Raw genomic sequence first — 16,307 nt, 5'->3', positions numbered from 1 at the left:
GGCCGGGCCGCCGGAGCGTCAGAACGGGTACCACCGCACGGTCGTGTCGCCCTCGCGCAGGGAGGCGATGCGGCGGCGGAACTCCTTGAGGGCGGCGGGATTGCCGGGCGCGTGCTGGGAGACCCAGGCGCAACTGGCCGTCTCACGGGAGCCGCGCAGCACCGCGCAGCCCTCCCAGTCCCGGACGTCCCAGCCGTAGATCCGCACGAACGCGTCGTACGCCGCGGCGGGCAGGCCGTAGCGGTCGCGGCTGAGGGCCATCACGACGAGATCGTGTTCCCGCAGATCGGAGGAGAACGTTTCGAGATCGACGAGCACCGGGCCGTCGGGGCCCACATGAACGTTACGGGTCAGCGCGTCACCGTGCACCGGGCCGCGCGGCAGATGCGGTTCCAGCGCGGTGGCGGCAGCGGCGAACGCGTCGCGGCGGCCCCGCAGATACTCGGCGTCCCGCGCCGAGACCGCGTCGCCGGCCAGCCGCAGCCAGCGTTCGACACCTCCCAGCAGCTCGCGCCGGGGAAGGGCGAACGGCGGTTCCGGCAGCGCGTGCACCAGGCGCAGCAGGGCGGCCAGGTCGGCCGGCTCGGCGGGGCGTACGGGGTCGGGCAACCGCTCCCAGAACGTCACCGGGTGCCCGTTCACCAGACGGGCCGCGGGCTCGGCCGCGCGGACGGCCGGCACGCCCTGCTCCGCCAGCCACACGGCGACGCGCAGCTCCCGCTCGGCGCGCTCCAGCAGTTCGGCGCTGCGTCCGACCCGTACGACCGGACCGTTGCCGCCCGTGGCGAAGACGGCGTTCTCGCCGAGTGACAGCAGCCGTGCGTCGGCGGCGACGTCGGGCCGGCCGGCCGCGGCCAGGATGTCCCGGGCGTGCGCCTCCGTGAACGGGGTGCTGCTCGGTGCGGTCATCGGGGCGCCTCCTGCGGTGCGTGATCGGTATCAGTCTCGCAGGTCCTTGGGTCGTGGGGGTGGGGGCCATGGGGATGGGGGGCCATGGGGATGTGGGGGTGCGGTGGGGTGGGTGGGGGTGGGGCGGGGAGGGGGGAGGGGAGACAGACCGGAGGGAGCGACAGGCCCGGGGGAGCGACAGGCCCGGGGGAGCGACAGACCCGGGGAGGAACTGAGCGGGGAAGGAGCAGGACGGGGCGGGTGCTTGACTGCGCCGACCGCCGTCACGACGATGACGGCGGCCGTCTGCCCCGTTCCGCCTGGGGACGCGCGGCCCGTTCGTGGTGGTCGCAGCCGTCCTGGGCGGAATCGTCCGCGGCCGGCCGTGCCGTCCGGGGGAGCAGATGCGGGGGAGTCGGGTTGGGTCGAGATGGTCCCGGACGAGGGCAGACACCGAGACGGCAGACACAGCGGCAGCAGACACCGAGGCAGCAGAGACAGCGGCAGCAGACACCGAGGCAGCAGGTACCGAGACAGCAGGTACCGAGGCATGCGCACGGGACGTGGTTCCTGGTCCTGCCCGCGCTGATCCCGATCCTGGTGCTGAGCGTGGGCCCGCTGCTGTACGGCATCGGGCTGGCGTTCACCGACGCGCAGTCGGGGCGTACCCAGGCCACCCGGTGGGTCGGTCTGCTCAACTTCTCCGACCTGCTCCGGGACACCCTCTTCTGGGACTCCTTCCGGGTCGGGCTGGTGTGGGCGCTGGGCGTCACGGTCCCGCAGTTCTTCCTCGCCCTCGGGCTGGCGCTGCTGCTCAGCCAGGACCTGCGGCTGCGCTGGCTGGCCCGCGCGCTGGCGATCATCCCGTGGGCGATGCCCGAGGTCGTGGTGGGCATCATGTGGCGGCTGGTCTACCACCCGGACGCGGGCGTCCTGAACGAGACGCTGCGCAGCCTCGGGCTGGGCCCGGACGAGGGCCGGGACTGGCTGAGCGGTACGGCCACCGCCCTGCTCGCCGTGATCGTCGTGGGCGTCTGGGCGGGCATGCCGCAGACCACCGTCACCCTCCTCGCCGGACTCCAGAACGTGCCCCGGGAACTGCACGAGGCCGCCGCGATGGACGGCGCCGGAGCCTGGCGCCGGTTCCGTACGGTCACCTGGCCCGCGATCAAGCCGGTCGCACTGGCCGTCTCCGCGCTCAACTTCATCTGGAACTTCAACTCCTTCGCGCTGGTCTTCGTGCTCACCGACGGCGGCCCGGGCGGCCGCACCCGGCTGCCGATGCTGTTCGCGTACGAGGAGGCGTTCCGTTACGGGCAGTTCGGCTACGCGGCCGCGATGGGGCTGGCGATGGTCGCGCTCATCGCGATCCTGCTGGCCGTCTACCTCTCCCGGCGACTGCGGGGGGACGAGGATCAGTGACTCACAACTCCCACGAACACGAACACGAACGCGAGCCTCAGAGCCCCCGCGACCGCCAAGGCCGCCGCGACCACCAAGGCCCCCGCGACCGCCAAGATCCCCGCGACCGCCAAGGCCCAAGCGGCTCCCAAGCCTCCCGCGCCACCCAAGCCTCCCGCAGCACCCAAGCCTCTCCGTCAGCAGGCCGCCGTCCGCCTACCCGGCGCTCCCTCGGCCGGGCCGGCCAGTATCTCGCCCTCCTCTGTTACCTGGTCTTCCTCGCCTTCCCCTTCCTCTGGCTGGTGTCCACCGCCTTCAAGCCGCCCCGGGAACTGGGCAGCATCCACCCCACCTGGCTCCCCAGGGCGCCGACGCTGGACAATTTCCGTACCGCCTTCGACGAGCAGCCGTTGCTCCAGGCCGCCGCCAACAGCCTGTTCGCGGCGGCGGTATCGGCGCTGGTCGCCATCGTCCTGGCCACGCCTATGGCGTACGTCCTCGCACGCCGCCGCACCCGTTTCGCGCGGGCGGCGACCGGCTGGGTCGTGGTCAGCCAGGCGTTCCCGCTGGTCCTGGTGATCATCCCGCTCTTCCTCGTCCTGAAGAGCCTCCACCTCGTCGACGCCCGGACCGGGCTGGTCCTGGTGTACGTGGTGTGGTCACTGCCGTTCGCGCTGTGGATGCTGACCGGCTACGTCCGGGCCGTACCGCCGGAACTGGAGGAGGCCGCGGCGGTGGACGGCGCGGGCCGGCTGCGCATCCTGGTCTCGGTCACCGGGCCGCTGCTGGCGCCCGGCATCGTCGCCACGGGCCTGTTCGCCTTCATCACCGCATGGAACGAGTTCTTCTTCGCGCTCGTCCTGCTCAAATCGCCGGAGAAGCAGACGATGCCGGTCGTGCTGACCCACTTCCTCGGGGCCGAGGGCGTCGCCGACCTCGGCCCACTAGCCGCGGCGGCCCTGCTCGCCACGCTGCCCAGCCTGCTGCTCTTCGCCGTCATCCAGCGCCGTATCACCGGCGGCATGCTGGCCGGGGCGGTGAAGAGCTGATGACCGTGTCCGGGAACCGTTCCGGCCCGCGCCGCCGCGCCCTGCTCGCCGCCGTCGCGGCCGCGCCCGCAGCGGCGCTGCTGCCCGGCTGCTCGGGCGGCGGCGGGAGCCGGGGCGGTGACCGGGGTGCGCTCCGGTTCCAGTCACTGGCATGGCAGAAGGAGTCCGTGGACGCCAACAAGCGGCTCGTCGCGGAGTGGAACCGGCGCCATCCGGACATCCCCGTCCAGTACGTCCAGGGGGCCTGGCCCACCGTCCACGACCAGCTGCTCACCTCCTTCGAGGGCGGCGAGGCACCGGACATCATCCACGACGCCTCCGACGACCTGGCCGACTTCGCCTACGGTGGCTACCTCGCCGATCTGACCGCGCTCCTCCCGCGGCGCCTGAAGGACGACATCCCGCGGCGCAGCTGGGAGTCGGGCACCTTCGGCGGCCGGGTGTACGGCATCCCCTTCCTCCAGGAGCCGCGCGTCCTGATCGCCGACCAGGTGAAACTGCGGCGCTCCGGGGTACGGGTGCCGACCGCGCGCGAGCCGTGGACGTGGGAGGAGTTCGGGGAGGTGGCGAAGGAGCTGACGGGCGGCGGCGGATACGGTGTCGCCTGGCCGCTCAAGGAACCGGTGTCCGCCACCCTCAACCTCGCCCTCTCCACCGGCGGCCACGTCTTCCGGCGCCGCCCGGACGGCAAGGCCGAGGTACGGTTCGACGCCGCCGACCAGGTGGTGCCGCGCGCCATCCACGACCAGGTCAACGTCGCCCGCAGCGCGGCCCGTACGACCCTCGGCATGGGCGGCTCCGACACCCTGCCCGGCTTCTTCGCCGGCCGGTACGCGATCCTGCCGCTCGGCTTCTCCTACCGGCAGCAGATCGTGCAGCAGGCCCCGAAGTCCTTCGAGTGGACGGTGCTGCCCGCCCCCGGCGGAAGCGGCGGCGCGGCCCAGGGCGTCAGCCCGCAGACCCTGTCGATCGCGGCGGACTGCCCGCGCAAGGAGGAGGCGATGGCCTTCGTCGACTTCCTGCTGAGACCGCCGAACATGGTGCGCCTCGCCCTGGGCGACTGGATGCTGCCGACGGGCCGGGAGGCGCTGAAGGCGCCGGAACTCCACTCGGACCGCTACGGCTGGTCGACGGGCACCGCCCTGGCCGGCACCTTGCGGGCCGCGCCCGCGCAGTCGGTGCGGGGCTACCCCGAATGGAAGGACAAGATCGCGACCCCCGGCTTCCAGGAGTACTACAGCGGCGCGATCGACCTCGACGAGCTGCGGCAGCGGCTGGTCCACGACGGGAACCTGGTACTGGCGCGGTACCAACGCTGATGCCCGACGCCCCCGCCGGCCTCTTCAGCCTTGCCCCGTACGGGCGTCCCGGAGACGCCACGGCGTGCGACCAGGTGGCCGAGAAAGAGGGACAGTCGGCGTCCGACGCTTACGGAGGGCGCTGTGGGGCACGCGAAGTGGTGTCGAAGCGAACGATCGGAAGGAGAAGTCGTGTCGTTCCTGTGGGCCATCATCGCGGGGCTCGTCATCGGCCTGCTGGCCAAGCTCGTCGTTCCCGGTCGGCAGCCGGTGCCCCTGTGGCTGACGGTCATCCTGGGCATGATCGGAGCCGTCGCGGGCAACGGGCTCGCCACCGCCTTCGGTGTGCGTGACACCGGCGGCATCGACTGGATCCGGCACATCTTCCAGATCGGCATCGCCGCCGTCCTGCTTGCCGCCGTCACCCCGTGGTGGGTCCGGCGACACGCGTGACGCCCTGGGGGTTCGTGGTCCGTCCCCGCCCGTTGACACCAGTGGTTCCAGCTCCGTCGGGTTCCGGCCCGGCGGAGCTGGCGCGTGGTGGAGCAGCTGTGTGGTGGAGCTGCTGTGTGGTGGAGCTGGAGCCGTCGCGGTGCGGGGCCTTCAGCTGCGTACCGGGGCCCGGCCTGATCCGGCCCGGCTTGATCCGGCGCGATCCGATCCGGCCCGGTCCTGCCCGATCCCGCCCGGCGCGATCCCGCCCGGCCCGGTCCTGCCCTGCCCGGCCCGGTCCGGTCGTGGTGTCCGGTCACCCGGGCGGCTGCCCGGTACGCAGCAGACGCAGGACGGCGCGTTCGGCGGGGCCCCGGGTGGCCGGAATGCCGAAGGCGCCCTCGTCGCCCAGGTGCGGGAGCGCGTCGGCGATGGTGACGCCTTCCTCGTAGAGCTCGATCACCCGGGGGTTGATGTACGAGGCGCGGCAGACGGCGGGGGTGTTGCCGAGGTACCCGGAGACCTCGTGGCACGCGCGGGCGATGGCGCGCTTGCGGGCGCTCTCGCTCCGCGCGGCGGACTGGGAGACCGCCAGGGCGACCGCCGCCATGACGGTGGCGTGCCAGGTGCGGAAGTCCTTGGCGGTGACTTCCAGGCCCGCGAGCTCCTTGAGGTACGTGTTGACGTCGGAGCTGGTCACCTCGTGCCAGGCGGGCCGCTCCCAGTAGGCGAGGAGCCGGTCGCCGCCGCCACGGCGGCGCAGCAGCGCGGTCAGGGCACGGCAGGCGGCGGGGTCCGCGACGGTCTGCGCGATCTCCTTGCCGTGCTTGCCGGTGTACGAGAAGAGGACCGCGCCGCTCCGGCAGCGGGAGTGCCGGCGCAGCAGTGTGGTCAGGCCATAGCTGCTGTTCAGTTCGGTGTGGCGGTCGCTGCCGATCCGGAAGAAGCCGAGGTCCAGCAGGCGTACGGCGGTGGCCAGCACCCGCCGGCGGGTCAGGCCGCGGTCCTCCAGGTGGCCCTCGACAGTCTCCCGTACCGCGGGCAGGACCCCGGCCACGTCGAGGACGTGCTCGTGCTTGGCCAGCTCCTGCTCGGCGCGGAACTGCGGGTGGTAGAGGTACTGGCGGCGGCCGGCGGTGTCGGTGCCGACGGCCTGCAGATGGCCGTTGGGGCGGTCACAGATCCATACGTCCTGCCACGCGGGCGGTATGACCAGAGCGCGGATGCGGGCCAGCTCGGCGGGGTCGCGCAGGGGCTGCCCGGCAGCGTCCAGGTAGCGGAAACCGCGCCCGTGCCTCCTGCGGGAGAAACCCGGCTCGGTGGGCCTGCTGTGGTAAAGACGCACCTCGGCCTCCGTGGACGCTTCTTCGGGAAGGGACGGTCGCCGCGATTCACCCGTCCGGTGGAACGCCGCTCGGTACGTGTACCCGTTTCTTCCGGGAGATCGGCCTCGGACACCGGTGTGAACCGGCGGTTCAGGGGCGTATCCCGGGGCACTCGGGCCGGTGTGCCCTTCGGCACCGTAAAGGCGCCGTGGCGGAGAGACCGGTGCGGCCGGCTCTGCGCCGTGACCGTGTCGACGGCAGGCGGGGCAGGCGCGCCGACGTGGGTCGGTCCCAGCAGAAGGAGAAGCGCTCATGGCCACTCAGCACCGTTCGGTTTCCACCGCCCGCGGCCCGGTGCAGCAGGCCGCTCTGCTGGTGGGAGCGGTATTCCTGCTGGTCGGCGTTCTCGGGTTCATCCCCGGGATCACGACCGGCTACAGCACGATGGAATTCGCCGAGCACCACTCGCAGGCGAAACTCTTCGGTGTGTTCCAGGTGTCGATTCTGCACAACATCGTGCACCTGCTGTTCGGCCTGGCCGGCCTGGCCATGTCGCGCACCGCCTCCGCCGCCCGGAATTTCCTCGTCGGCGGCGGTGTCGTCTATCTGCTGCTGTGGCTGTACGGCCTGTTCATCGACCATGACAGTGCCGCCAACTTCGTCCCGCTGAACACGGCCGACAACTGGCTCCATTTCGTCCTGGGCCTGGGCATGATCGCCCTCGGCGTCCTGCTCGGCCGGCGTGCGTCCACCCGCCGCTGAGCAGCAGCCCTTGCCGCCCTTGCAGCTTGCCTCTCGATCGCGGCACAAACGGTCCGGCAGCTCGGCGGCGCCGCTTCCGTCCTGGCACGGCAACGGCGTGACCACGCCGAACTCGACCGGCTGAGGAACCGCTACCGGTCCGCTACCGGACCGGTAGCGGACCGGAGGCGGAACGCCGGCAGACGCTCACGAACTCGGACGAACCTCGACGAACAGCGGGAGCGGCCCGCGATGCGCAACAGCCACACGGAACGGGCTGGGCTGAGCCATGGCTCGACCGAACCGTGCGCGCGGCGGCATACCGGGGCTCGCGCAGCGGACGCCGGGCTTCCCTGTGATGCGCGTACGCGTCGACCGGGACCGGTCTGGTGACGTCCCGTCAGGGGGCATTTAGTAGCGGAATATCGGCGCATTCCCAATAAGGGTGACGAGAAGTGGGCGAGTTGTGCGAAGACCTCGTCGCACGGTGTGCCGGAAGAAATGCGGTGCGTGCAAGTCTGGTTCGGGCGGGGGGTGCTGCGGGGTGAGCGACGCCACCTTCCGGGATGCCGTGCCGGTGATTGAGGTGCCTTCCGGCCGGGGATTGTTGAGCTGTGAAGAAGTGGGTGGTGGGGGCGATTGCCCGCCTCTTCCCCGTAATGGACGGTTCTCCGGTCTTTCGGTGTGCCGCACTTCGTACCGTCGGTAACGTCGCTGCCCGGACTGCGGCTGACCTGCGCCATGTTGCCGTTGTGTGAACGGAGTTGACTCGCCGTCGAACGGGCGTGGTGCGTATTTGACCCCTTCTGCGGGCCTTTGCATTTACGCAAGGTTGTTGTCTATCTCACAACGCCCGGTCGGCCTTGAATTGACCCCGTCAATCCGACAAGGTTTCGAGCCAGCCCGGCGGAGATCTTCCTGTCCGTCCGGGCTGTTGCGCAACGCTTTCCCCCCACACCCCGAACGAGGAGAACCCTCGAATGGCTCACGCTCACAAGCGTTCCAGCAAGAAGCGGCTCGTCACCGCGATAACCGCCGTGGTCGCCGCGACCGGTATCGCCACGGTCACCGCGGTCACCGCGGGCGCGTCGCCCGCCGAGGGCAAGATCTACGGCGCCGAGGCCAAGGGCGCCGTCAGCGGCAGCTACATCGTCATGCTGAAGAACCCTGAGCACACGGTCCGCAGCGCCGCGGTCCAGGCCGAGCAGAACAAGGACCTGGCCGGCAAGTACGGCGGCGACGTCAAGCGGACCTACTCCGCCGCGCTGAACGGTTTCTCCGCCACCGGCCTCACCGCCGAGGAGGCCCGCCGCCTGGCCGCCGACCCGGCCGTCGACAAGGTCGTGCAGAACAAGAAGTTCCACATCGACGGCACGCAGGACAACCCGCCGTCGTGGGGCCTGGACCGCATCGACCAGGCGGACACCCAGGGCGACAAGAAGTACACCTACCCCGACAGCGCGGGCGAGGGCGTCACCGCGTACGTCATCGACACCGGTGTCCGCACCACGCACCAGGACTTCGAGGGCCGCGCGTCCTCCGGCTTCGACGCGATCGACGGCGACAACGACGCCTCCGACGGCAACGGCCACGGCACCCACGTCGCGGGCACCATCGCCGGCAAGGCGCACGGCGTCGCCAAGAAGGCCAAGATCGTGGCCGTCCGCGTGCTGGACGACCAGGGGTCGGGCTCCACCGAGCAGGTCGTCGCGGGCATCGACTGGGTGACCAAGAACCACAAGGGCCCCTCGGTCGCCAACATGTCGCTGGGCGGCGGCTCCGACGAGGCGCTGGACGCGGCGGTGCAGAAGGCGGTCGCCTCGGGCGTCACCTTCGCCGTGGCGGCGGGCAACGAGTCGACCGACGCGGGCCAGGGCTCCCCGGCGCGGGTCAAGGAGGCCATCACGGTCGCCTCCAGCACCAACACCGACGAGCAGTCCGACTTCTCCAACTTCGGCAGCGCCGTGGACCTCTACGCGCCCGGTTCGGACATCACCTCGGCCTGGAACGACAGCGACCAGGGCACCAAGACGATCTCCGGTACGTCCATGGCCACCCCGCACGTCGCCGGTGCCGCCGCGGTCTACCTGAGCGCCCACCAGGACGCCGAGCCGGACGCGGTCGCGCAGGCGCTGACCGACGGCGCCACCCCCGACAAGATCAAGAACCCGAGCGAGGGCACGCCCAACAAGCTGCTGAAGGTCGGCGAGAAGTAACCTCACCGCCCGTTCGGCACCGGACGCCGGCCGTCGCGCTCGCCCCCACGGGGCGCGACGGCCGGCGTCGTGCGGTCCGGGGCCACCGCGGGCGCGCGCACCGGCTCAGCCGCAGTACCGCCGCGCCGTCGACTCCCGCTGCGGTGCCTCCAGCAGCCGCAGCCGGCTCTCCACCTCCCGCGGCAGCCGGTGCCGTTCCCGCAGCACCCACGGCAGACCGCGGGCCGCCTCGGCGAACGCCCGTACCGACACCGCGTCCCGCGGCACCGTCGAGGCGAGTGCGCCGGTCCGGCGTACGGCGGCGGGCAGCGGCCTGCGCAGCCAGGTGAACCACAGGGTGTTGCGGATGCCCTGGCGCCGGCGCAGCGTCGCGTCGCGGTGCGGCGAGGCCCGGTGGTGGACGGTGAGCCGGTCGGCGTACGCCAGCCACCAGCCGTCGGCCGCGAGGTCGGCGGCGAGCAACTCCTCCTCGCCGCCCAGGACGAGCCGGGGCGAGAAGCCGCCCGCGGCCCGGAAGGCGTCGGCCCGCAGCACCGTGGCCGCCGCGAGGAACGAGCCGAGCGCCGGGCCCGGCAGCCAGGAAGGGGCCGGCAGCGGGGAGTGCCGCAGCTCCTGGACGATCGGGTCCTCGACGGGCTCGCCGGAACCGGCGCCGGGCACGGTGCCGGTCTCCGGGGCGTCCGGATGCGGGTGGACCATGATGCGGGCGGTCACCGCGCCGAGCCGCCCGTACGCGTCCAGCAGGTCGGCGGCGCCGGCCAGGGAGCCGGGCTCCCACCACGAGTCGTCGTCGCAGAACGCCAGGTACGGCGTGGCCGCCACCCGCGCGGCCAGATTGCGGCCGACCGCCCCGGTGTTGTGCGCCAGCGGGATGAGCCGCGGCGCGAGGGGGTGCCGGCGGACGGCGGACGCGCTGCCGTCCGTGGATCCGTTGTCGACCACGACGACGGGCGGCTTCTCCGGCAGTTCGGCGAGCCGGTCGAGGGTGTGCAGCAGGTCGTCGCTGCGGTTGCGGGTGATGACGATGACGGTGGTGCGCGGATCGGTCACGGGAGGTTTCCTCGGGTCGGTGTGGGCTGGCCGGTGTGGGCTGGCCGGTGCGGGCTGGCCGGTGCGGGCGGGGCGGGCCGGTTAGGTGCGGACGTGCCGATACGGTGCGAACGGCTGGTGCGGTGTGGGCGGGCCGGTGTGGCGCGGACGGCCGGTGCGGTGTGGACATGCCGATGCGGCGCGGACCGCCGGTGCGGTGCGGACACGCCGATACGGCGCGGACGGCCGATACGGCGCGGACGTGCCGATGCGGCGCGTCGGCGTACTGCCGGGGCGCGGGGCGCGGGGCCGCCCCCCGCCACCGTGGTGCAGGGCGCGGGGCCGCCCCCCGCCACCGTGGTACGGGGCGCGGGTCCGCCCCCCCGCAGTGCCCGGTCCGGAGCCCACCGTGGGCGTTCCGCCCACCCGAACGGCAGCCGACCGGCACGGGACCGGCCTCGTCACGGGCCTGTCTCCAGCCTCCGCACCCGCCGTTCCACCGGACGCGGCAGCGGCTGTCGCCGCGCCAGGGCGGCCGGCAGCCGCCGTACCGCCTCGGTCAGGGCCAGGCGTGCTTCCGGGTCCGTACGGCTGTCGAGTGCGAGGCGGGCGGTGTGGGCGAGGGCGTGCCGCAGGGGGCGGCGGAGCCAGGCGGTGAGCAGGGCGTTGCGCCGTACGCGGGCGGTGCGGCCGGGGCGGGGGGCGCCGCCCGCGCCGTCGGGTTCGTGCCGGGCGACGAGGGCGGGGCAGTAGGCGACGCCCCAGCCGCGGGCGTCGAGGTCCATGGCCAGCAGGGTCTCCTCGGCGCCGAAGTGGAGTACGGGGTGGTAGCCGCCGGCCTCCAGGAAGGCGTCCCGGCGGGCGACGGCGGCGCAGCCGAGGAAGCCGAGTACGGACGGGCCCGGCAGGTCGGGTTCGTGGCCCAGCGGGGAGGCGGCGAGGACCGCGTTGAGCGGGTCGGCGTCGGCCTCCGTACCGACCAGGGTGCTGGCGGCGGCCAGTCCCAGCCGTGGGTGCGCGGCGAACAGCTCGGCGGCCCGGGACAGCGCGCCGGGCTCCCACCACGAGTCGTCGTCGCTGAACGCGACGAGCGGGGTGCCGAGCGCGGCAGCCCCGTACGTACGGCCGACCGCGCCGAGGTTACGTCCGGGCGTCAGTACCCGTACGGAGGGGAAGCGCGCGCGGACGGCGTCCGCGGTGCCGTCCGTCGAGCCGTTGTCCACCACCACGACGGGCGGGTCCTCGGGCAGCCGCGTCACCCGCTCCAGTGTGGCGAGCAGCCGCTCGCGGCGGTCCCGGGTGATCATGACGATGCCCACCTGCGGGGCGGCCCGCGGGACCGGCGCGGGCGCGGTGTCCGGCAGCTCCGCCGTCCGCGCGGTCACGACCGGTACCCCGGGCCGGGCGCCGCGGCGCGGGCCGCCCGCCGGGCCAGCGCGGTCGTCGACCTGCCGTCCAGGTAGGGCAGGACGAGTGCCTGGCCGCCCCACTCCAGCAGCGTGGCCGCCTCGGGCAGCGCGTCCACCGAGTAGTCACCGCCCTTGACCCACACGTCGGGGCGCAAGCGCCGCAGCAGTTCGACGGGGGAGTCCTCGTCGAAGACGGCCACGGCGTCGACGCTGCCCAGGCCGGCCAGGACGCGGGTGCGGTCGGCCGCCCGGGTCAGCGGCCGTCCCGGGCCTTTGAGGCGGGTGACGGACGCGTCGGAGTTGACGCAGACGATGAGGCAGTCACCGATCCGCCGGGCGCTCTCCAGCAGGCCGACGTGCCCGGCGTGCAGCAGGTCGAAGCAGCCGCCGGTGGCGACCACCGTGCCGCCCCTGGCCTGCACGGACCTGGCCAGTTCGAAGGGGTCGGCGGGCCGCTCCGGCGCGGGCCGGTCCGGCGGCGGCGCGCTGCGCCACAGGCCGCGGTTGCCCGCGCCGCCCGCCGCGACGAACGCGGCGGCCTCCGCGACGGCCCGCTGTACGGCCTCTTCGGGCAGCGCGCCGTCGGCCAGGGCGGCGGCCGCCGTGGCGGCGAAGCAGTCACCCGCCCCACAGGGGTCGCCGTCGGCCCGGTACGGCGCGGGCACCAGCATCGGCGAGTCACTGCCCGCCCTGGCCAGCAGCGCGCCGCGCGCGCCGAGCGTCACCGCGACGGCCGCCGCCCGCCATTCGGCGGCCAGTTGGGCGCCCCGTACGGCGCAGGCGTGCAGCGACCGGTCCTCACCGGAGGTCAGGGCGCGGGCCTCGGACGCGTTGGGGGTGACCAGCCGCGCGCCCGGTACCGGCGGGCCGCCCTTCGGATGCGGATCCCACAGCAGCGGGACGCGGCGTGCCGCACCGGCGAGCAGGTCGCGGACCGCCGTCGCGGTGCCGCGCCCGTAATCGGCGACGAGGACGGCGCGGGCCCCGTCGAGCGCCTCGCGCACCGCCGGGCCGGGTCCGCCCGGACTGCCGCCGCCCCGGTCGAACCGCACCAGGGGGCGGCCGGACGCCATGACGCGCGTCTTCTCCGGGAGCCGGCCCGCCAGCGGGATCTCCACCAGGCGTACGACTCCGCGCAGTGCGCGCCGTACCGCCTCGCTCGCCGGGTCCGGTCCCAGCGCGGTCACCAGGACCACCTCGCGTCCGGACCGGGCGGCCAGCGCGGCGGCCAGGCCGGCGCCGCCCGGCCGGCTGCGGTCGTCGGTGACGTCCACGACGGGGGCGGGCGCGTCCGGCGCCAGGCGCGCGGCGTCGCCGTCGATGTCCCGGTCGAGCAGGACGTCGCCCACGACCACCAGGGGCTGACGAGCCGTCATGACTGCCTCCTTCGTACGCCGGTACCGCGCCCGCTCACAGCGCACCGTCCCGGTCGGCCACCGCGACATCCACTGGGACATCCACCGCGGCCTCCAGCGGGACGCCCGCCGCGGCCCGCGCGGTCCGGGGCGTGGCGCTGACGGCGTCGAAGTGCTCGCACAGGATGTGCACCGCTATCAGGTGCGCCTCCTGCACCGTCGCGCTGCTGGGCGAGTCCACGTGCACCACTTCGTCGGCGGCGTCGGCCAGCGGGTTGGGCCGGGGACCGGTCAGCGCCCAGACCCGCAGTTCGGCGTCGCGCGCGGTCTCGGCGGCCGCCAGCAGGTTGTCGCTGCGGCCCGAGGTGGACAGCAGCAGGAGGACGTCACCGGGGCGGCCGTGCGCGGCGACCTGCCGGGCGAAGACCTGATCGAAGCCGTAATCGTTGCCGATGGCGGTGACGCTGGAGGTCTCCGCGTGCAGCGAGATGGCCGAATAGGCGGGGCGGTCCTGCTGGTAGCGGCCGACGAGTTCGGCCGTCAGGTGCTGGGCCTGGGCGGCGCTGCCGCCGTTGCCCGCGGCGAGCAGCCGGCCGCCGACCGGCAGCACGGTGCCGAGGTGGGTGCCCCACTCGGCCAGCCGGCGCAGGCTGTTGCGGCGCAGTGCGGCCACCGCGTCCTGGAGCGACTGGCAGTGGCGGTGGGCGGCGTCAAGGGGTTGGCTCATGGTCGTCGGGCTCCCGGGCGCGCCGGTGGGCGCTGGGGCCCGCACCTCCTTCGTACGTCTGCGGCGGGGACAGGGCGTCGGACGGCGACGAGGGGACCGGGCGTCGGAACGGGGGCGGCGCCGCGGCCGGCGCTCACGCCACCTCGGTGACGGCGGCGGGCCGTGGGCTCAGCACGCCCAGGTAGGCGGCCTCGGTGCCGGCCGCGACCTGGTCCCAGCCGTACCGGGCCAGTACGCGGCGGCGGCCCGCGGCGCCGCAGGCGGCCCGCAGCGCGCCGTCCAGGAGCAGTTCGCCGACGGCGTGGGCCAGCGCGGCCGGGTCGCGGGGCGGCACCAGCCGCCCGCAGTCCGGGTCGGCGACGGTGTCCAGCTGGCCGCCGACGGCGGTGGCCACCACGGGCGTACCGCAGGCCATGGCCTCCAGCGGCACGATGCCGAACGGCTCGTAGTCCGCCGGGCACAGCACCACGTCGGCGGCGCGCAGCAGCTCCGGTACGTCCTCGCACCGCACGCCGCCGGTGAAGCTCACCCGGTCCGCGACCCCGGCGGCGCGGGCCAGTTCGCGCAGCCGCCGCACCTCGGGGTCCTGGTCGATGCGGTCCGCGGGCGGGCCGCCGGCGATGACGAGCCGGGCCTCGGGCAGCCGGGCCAGCGCGGCGACGGAGACCTCCGCGCCCTTGCGGGGGACCAGCCGGCCGAGCTGGAGGAGCAGCGGACGCTGCGCGCCGTGGTCGGCGGCCGGCCCGTCGGGCGTGAAGCGCGCCGTGTCGACCCCGCACGGCACCACGTCGATCTTGCTCTCCGCGATGCCCATCCGCCCCAGTTCGGTGACCTCGTCCCGGCAGGTGGCGATGATCCGGTCGCAGCCCTCGCCCACCTCGATCTCACTGGTGACGCGGGAGCGCGGGCTGGTGTCGGAGTCCCGCTGGTGGCGCCGCTTGACGGTGCCCAGCGCGTGGTAGGTGTGGGTCAGCGGCAGGCCCAGTTCACGGGTCGCCCGGAGCGCCGCGAGACCGGACATCCAGAAGTGCGAGTGGACCACGTCCGGCGCCCGGACCCGCCACTGCTCGGCGAGGAAGTCGCCGAACGCCGGCATGTACGGCAGCAGCGCGTCCTTGGGCACGTGCCGCGGCGGCCCGGCGGGCACGTGCCGCACCCGTACCCCGGGCCGCAGCGCGACCTCGTCGGGCGGTTCGGCGGCGTCCCGCCGGGTGTACACGGTCACCCGGTGCCCCCGGTCGGCCAGCGCACCGGCCAGGCGCGCGACATGGACGTTCTGGCCGCCCGCGTCGACGCCGCCGAGCACCGCCAGCGGACTGGCGTGCTCGGAGACGAGCGCGACGGACAGCCGCGGGGTGTTGCCGAGAGGGGTCATGCTTGCACCTCCGTGATCAGGCGTTCCCAGTCGTGCAGGAAGCGCTTGAGCCCGTACCGGTCGAGCGCCGCCTGGCGGGCCCGCGCGCCGTCCTCGGCCGCCGCGTCGGGGTCCTCCAGGTACGTCCGGGCGGCCCGGGCCAGGACCTCGGGCCGGTTGGAGAGCGTGCCGGTGCCGGGCAGCACCGCTTCGGCGGCCTCGGTGGTGGCCAGGGCGACCACCGGCATCCCCAGGTGCATCGCTTCCAGGAGCGACAGGCCGAGCGACGTCCAGCGCACCGGGTGCAGGTAGAACCGGCGCTGCGCCATCGCCGCGTGCAGTTCGCCCTGGGGGAGGTCGGCCGTACGGCAGCGATCCGGGGGCAGGCCCAGGTGCGCGGCGAGCCCGTCGGTGCGCATGCCGAAGACGTCCAGCGGTGCGGCTTCGGCCAGTCCGGGCAGCAGGTCGGTGCCGACCGTACGGCCGCGGCGGACCGGCTCGTTGGTGACGACGGCGGCCCGTGCGAGCCGGCCGGTGTACTGGTGGCCGGGGTCGACGATGCCGTGCTCGATCACTTCCGTACGGGTGCCGCCGTTGTCCCAGAACAGCCGGTTGAAGTGGGTGACGTGCACCAGCACCAGGTCGTCGCGGTCGGCGCACGGGTGGCGGGTGTGCGGCACGTCGCCGTCCGGCGCGTTGTGCTCCAGGTAGACGGCGGGCACGTCGCGGCCGGGGCGACGCCCGCCCAGCCAGCGCTCGGCCAGCTCGGCCTCGTGCGGCCGTTGCAGGACGACCAGGTCGACGGGGGCGTGCCGCAGCTCCGCCGGGGTCTTCTCCACCACCGAGTCGGGCCAGGGGAAGGTACGGGCCCGGCCCAGCCCGTCGGGGCCGCGGTCCGGGGTGACCGGCACCAGATAGGTGTGCGGCCCCTGGACGAACGCGGTGGTCCAGGATCCGTGGACGTGCCAGAGCAGGATGTTCATACAGTCGCACCTCGTTCGGTGTCGGTCGCGGTCCGGGCGGCTCCGGCCGCGGGCCGGGCCCGGCCGCCCGGCGGGCGGGACGCCCCGGGCGCGCCGCGGG

General features: G+C 74.0%; 14 protein-coding genes. 6 read left to right on the top strand and 8 right to left on the bottom strand.

Features of this window, described 5'->3' with window-relative positions; all coding sequences use genetic code 11:
* Positions 1 to 18: 18 nt before the first annotated feature.
* Complete coding sequence (locus tag AB0L45_RS22705; RefSeq protein WP_365842627.1) at positions 19 to 909, bottom strand: aminoglycoside phosphotransferase family protein; 891 nt, start codon at positions 907 to 909, stop codon at positions 19 to 21.
* Positions 910 to 1,458: 549 nt separating this feature from the next.
* On the opposite strand from AB0L45_RS22705, the gene AB0L45_RS22700 reads away from it, so the two are divergent.
* From AB0L45_RS22700 to AB0L45_RS22685, 4 genes are all read left to right on the top strand, one after another.
* Positions 1,459 to 2,310, top strand: a complete 852-nt coding sequence (locus tag AB0L45_RS22700) for a sugar ABC transporter permease (RefSeq protein ID WP_365842902.1) — start codon at positions 1,459 to 1,461, stop codon at positions 2,308 to 2,310.
* A 248-nt stretch (positions 2,311 to 2,558) separates the two neighbouring features.
* The gene (locus tag AB0L45_RS22695) at positions 2,559 to 3,338 is read left to right on the top strand and encodes a carbohydrate ABC transporter permease (protein WP_365842900.1); all 780 of its coding nucleotides are present in this window, start codon (positions 2,559 to 2,561) and stop codon (positions 3,336 to 3,338) included.
* Positions 3,338 to 4,657, top strand: a complete 1,320-nt coding sequence (locus tag AB0L45_RS22690; protein WP_365842625.1) for an extracellular solute-binding protein — start codon at positions 3,338 to 3,340, stop codon at positions 4,655 to 4,657. Before AB0L45_RS22695 ends, AB0L45_RS22690 begins: the two co-directional genes overlap by 1 nt.
* Positions 4,658 to 4,828: 171 nt before the next feature.
* Positions 4,829 to 5,089 (top strand): GlsB/YeaQ/YmgE family stress response membrane protein, encoded by a 261-nt coding sequence (locus AB0L45_RS22685; RefSeq protein ID WP_365842623.1) that lies wholly within the window; start codon positions 4,829 to 4,831, stop codon positions 5,087 to 5,089.
* A 295-nt stretch (positions 5,090 to 5,384) separates the two neighbouring features.
* On the opposite strand, the gene AB0L45_RS22680 is transcribed toward AB0L45_RS22685, so the two are convergent.
* A complete protein-coding gene (locus AB0L45_RS22680; RefSeq protein ID WP_365842621.1) occupies positions 5,385 to 6,413 on the bottom strand; it encodes a DNA topoisomerase IB in 1,029 nt (342 codons plus the stop codon).
* A 292-nt stretch (positions 6,414 to 6,705) separates the two neighbouring features.
* On the opposite strand from AB0L45_RS22680, the gene AB0L45_RS22675 reads away from it, so the two are divergent.
* Together AB0L45_RS22675 and AB0L45_RS22670 are read left to right on the top strand one after the other, a co-directional pair.
* A complete protein-coding gene (locus tag AB0L45_RS22675) occupies positions 6,706 to 7,155 on the top strand; it encodes a DUF4383 domain-containing protein (RefSeq protein WP_365842619.1) in 450 nt (149 codons plus the stop codon).
* A gap of 959 nt (positions 7,156 to 8,114) precedes the next feature.
* On the top strand, positions 8,115 to 9,350 hold the full coding sequence (locus AB0L45_RS22670; RefSeq protein ID WP_365842617.1) for a S8 family peptidase: 1,236 nt from the start codon (positions 8,115 to 8,117) through the stop codon (positions 9,348 to 9,350).
* Between the two features lie 105 nt (positions 9,351 to 9,455).
* Here the strand turns inward: AB0L45_RS22670 and AB0L45_RS22665 are convergent, their stop codons facing one another.
* The 6 genes from AB0L45_RS22665 to AB0L45_RS22640 form a co-directional block, all read right to left on the bottom strand.
* A complete protein-coding gene (locus tag AB0L45_RS22665) occupies positions 9,456 to 10,400 on the bottom strand; it encodes a glycosyltransferase (RefSeq protein WP_365842615.1) in 945 nt (314 codons plus the stop codon).
* A 440-nt stretch (positions 10,401 to 10,840) separates the two neighbouring features.
* Entirely contained in the window at positions 10,841 to 11,743 is a 903-nt protein-coding gene (locus tag AB0L45_RS22660; protein ID WP_365842898.1) for a glycosyltransferase, read from the bottom strand.
* A gap of 17 nt (positions 11,744 to 11,760) precedes the next feature.
* Positions 11,761 to 13,164 (bottom strand): D-glycero-beta-D-manno-heptose 1-phosphate adenylyltransferase, encoded by a 1,404-nt coding sequence (gene rfaE2, locus AB0L45_RS22655; RefSeq protein ID WP_365842613.1) that lies wholly within the window; start codon positions 13,162 to 13,164, stop codon positions 11,761 to 11,763.
* 34 nt (positions 13,165 to 13,198) lie between these two features.
* Positions 13,199 to 13,870 carry an SIS domain-containing protein gene (locus AB0L45_RS22650; protein WP_365842611.1) on the bottom strand — a complete coding sequence of 224 codons (672 nt, stop codon included), beginning with the start codon at positions 13,868 to 13,870 and terminating at the stop codon, positions 13,199 to 13,201.
* A 133-nt stretch (positions 13,871 to 14,003) separates the two neighbouring features.
* A complete protein-coding gene (locus AB0L45_RS22645; RefSeq protein WP_365842609.1) occupies positions 14,004 to 15,245 on the bottom strand; it encodes a glycosyltransferase in 1,242 nt (413 codons plus the stop codon).
* The gene (locus tag AB0L45_RS22640; RefSeq protein WP_365842607.1) at positions 15,242 to 16,207 is read right to left on the bottom strand and encodes a glycosyltransferase; all 966 of its coding nucleotides are present in this window, start codon (positions 16,205 to 16,207) and stop codon (positions 15,242 to 15,244) included. Before AB0L45_RS22640 ends, AB0L45_RS22645 begins: the two co-directional genes overlap by 4 nt.
* Between the last annotated feature and the right edge of the window lie 100 nt (positions 16,208 to 16,307).

This window comes from Streptomyces sp. NPDC052496, assembly GCF_040679095.1.
GTDB lineage: Bacteria > Actinomycetota > Actinomycetes > Streptomycetales > Streptomycetaceae > Streptomyces.
This window is presented reverse-complemented; position numbering and strand designations above follow the sequence as displayed.